2 protein-coding genes and 1 pseudogene are annotated in these 2641 nt (G+C 61.8%); all 3 read right to left on the bottom strand.

Annotation, left to right across the window (positions count from 1 at the left end; translation table 11 throughout):
- Positions 1-1017: hypothetical protein (locus EOA23_RS33530; RefSeq protein WP_245474434.1), on the bottom strand; the 1017-nt coding region annotated here is incomplete at its 3' end.
- Between the two features lie 259 nt (positions 1018-1276).
- Entirely contained in the window at positions 1277-2269 is a 993-nt protein-coding gene (locus EOA23_RS33525; protein WP_127307209.1) for a TniQ family protein, read from the bottom strand.
- Positions 2266-2641, bottom strand: a pseudogene (locus EOA23_RS33520) (TniB family NTP-binding protein); the annotation flags it as partial. The gene EOA23_RS33525 and the pseudogene EOA23_RS33520, both read right to left, overlap by 4 nt.

The following is a 2641-nucleotide window of genomic DNA, read 5'->3' as shown; positions in this document are numbered from 1 at the left end:
GTCCACAAGCACGCTCTTCAGCAGCGAACCGATCTTGGCATGCGCGTCCACAGGCATGGCCGTCTTCGGACGCCGGCGCGGCTTGCCGCTGAGCGGCAGCCGGTACTCGACAGTCGTTTTGGGACCGCGGGGCGAGGGTGCTTTTCGTTGGACGTCTTTCGAGCGCTTCGCCTCCGCCGCAGCCTTCTCTCCTGGCGTTACAAAAGGAGCGTGAGCCCCGATGGCGACCCTGTCACAATTCTCGGGTACGATTGCTGCACAAGCCTTGGAAAGTGCCTTCAGCAGCCCCTCGAGCGAATATCCCTTCGAAGCGTCGGCATACAGGAAAAGCTCGCTGCCCCCTTCCGGAAAATACATTCCTGCCCAATCTGGCTTGGCAAGTGACCAGTTGTGTTGCCCCGCCCAGGCATCACGTTCGGCCATTTTGGACAGAGCGCTTCCTGAATAAGGTTCGTCGGCTCCGACGTGGTGTTTCGCCACGGGGTCGAACCAGACACTTCCATGATCATGTCCGGGAAGGCGAGCAGAATATCCTCCTCGCGGTTCAACCCGCGCCTTGGACGGCCGCAGGCCGGTGATATCCATGAACTGCAGTACCCTCGCGGCTCCGCATGCGCGTGCCAGAGCAGCGCTCGCCGAGTCCGGTCTATACTCATCGATCACATGGTCTGGGGCATGGCGCCGAAAACGGCCCAGCTTGTGCGCATATCGATACTGCGTCGGCTTGATCATTTCATCGAGTGGCGTCGACAGGGACACCCGGATCGTCTCACGGCCGGAGGTTCGTGTCTCGCTATCCCGCCAGAAGGTGGAGATGTAGACGACGTGCCGCGCCGGGGCGGCATCAGCTGAACGATTGCTCAGCAATCGATGTGCATGCTGAAAATTGCCAAAGCCCGATACCTGTGATGCCGTGTCGAGCGCTTTGGTGTGTGGGATCGCATCTCTCTTCGAGATGGCCTTGGCAAGGCGCTTTATGCCCTCAATCGAGGACGGCTGAACATCTGTCTTGGACATGCCAGTTCTCCTGGCTCGTTGAGAAGTGTCACCCGTCAACCACCTCGCGAGCCCGAACATGACATGAACGGGAGCGTCACTATCGGCAGTGCTGTCAACAGCTTCGCAACGACGGGCGGCGCGCTCCTGCCAGAGCACCGACTCGCAGAATACAACTGATTCCCCTTCGTGAGAAGCGTTGGCTGACAGTCCTGCTCGCCCAATATTACGTCGGTCACAAGGACGGCTGGCGAGATGCTGCCCTGTCGGGCACAGGCCGTCAAATGAACCGCGAATACGCCTCAAGCAGATCGATGAGGCCGGCGTTCGGAGGCGGTGAGCGCTCCGACAATCGCGGTTGCTGATTCTTCTCCAGGATATCTGTGAACCGTGCGATCAGTTCTCCATGGCCGCCCGCAGCCAGAATAGCCCGCCGTCGATGTGCGACGGCAGCATCCTCATTGCTGACCAGCCAGTCTGCAGGCCGCGTCGTAAGCGCGTTGAAGCAGTGGATGCGCGTTGCAGCCGAGAGGCCGGTCAGGCGCTTTGCCGAGCGAATGTCGGCGACAACTGGTGCACGCAGCAGCCGAGAAACCAGATCTTGGATCGTGGGCGAGCGTTTGGCCACTTCGATGCTGCAGATGTCCGCAATGGCACGTTCGAGCCGCCGAGGCGCCGCATTGACGGAGGTTTTCGGGGCGTCACGCAGATCGAAGCTGCATCGCGCGCAGACATGCTGTGGACGGAGTTCGGCTTGGTCAAAGGAGGCGATACCGGCGCGGCAACTGGGGCATCGATCGCGAAGGCTGCAACGATGCACGAAGCAGGATATCCGAGATGACAGCCGCCACTGCCGGCGAAAATAAGGTGCTTCGTCGTCGGCGAGGCACAGAGGGCAATACTGCATCCAGGTCGAACGGTTCCGGTGCGCGCTCTCGCGCCGAGGCAGCAGGAGCGGGATCAATGCGCAACCGGTCATGGTCATCTTTATGATCGCTTCACGCGGAACACTTGTCTGATCAGCGAGCAAAACGGCGACGTGGCGCGGAAGATCAAGATCGAGGCGCGGCGACCACATCCCGTTGCCGAGTCCGAGGACCCCGGCGAATGACCGCGGCGCGATGCCGTTTGCGAGTGAAAGCCGGTGAAGCCAGCTCGACAGCAGCTCGTCCGGAAGCGGGTCGACGGAAACCGGCCAACGGTCTTGCGCGACGTCGCCATACCGCTCGCGGACCTCGATCGCGAAGCCCGCACGCGCCGCTTCACCCTTCACAGCAGGTCATCGCGCACCAGCCCCCGGCGGCGCTTCGAGACCGGGACGTAGCGCAGCGCCTCGATGCCCGATTTCGTGATCCGCTCCTCACCGGATCTCACTGCGGTCGACGCCGCAGCGGAGACGACCGCCACGATCTCACCGATCAGTCCCTCGGAGAGCTGGAAGATCTTTCGCGCCAATGGTTCATCCGAGAGATCGGACGCGCGGGCGAGCGGCAAGGCGCCCTCAAGGCTGTCGAGCAGCGCAAGGAACTCCTCGCCATATTGCCATCGCGGCACGGCGTGAAGGTCGAACCTGGTCGCCATTTCGGCGGTCTGGTTGACGAAGTCGTAGACAGCGACCTCGCCAATCAGAACCGGCGAGATGTCG

This window comes from Mesorhizobium sp. M2A.F.Ca.ET.042.01.1.1 (assembly GCF_003997405.1).
Lineage (GTDB): Bacteria > Pseudomonadota > Alphaproteobacteria > Rhizobiales > Rhizobiaceae > Mesorhizobium.
Note: the sequence above shows the minus strand (reverse complement) of the source record. Positions and strands in the feature narration are given on the sequence as shown.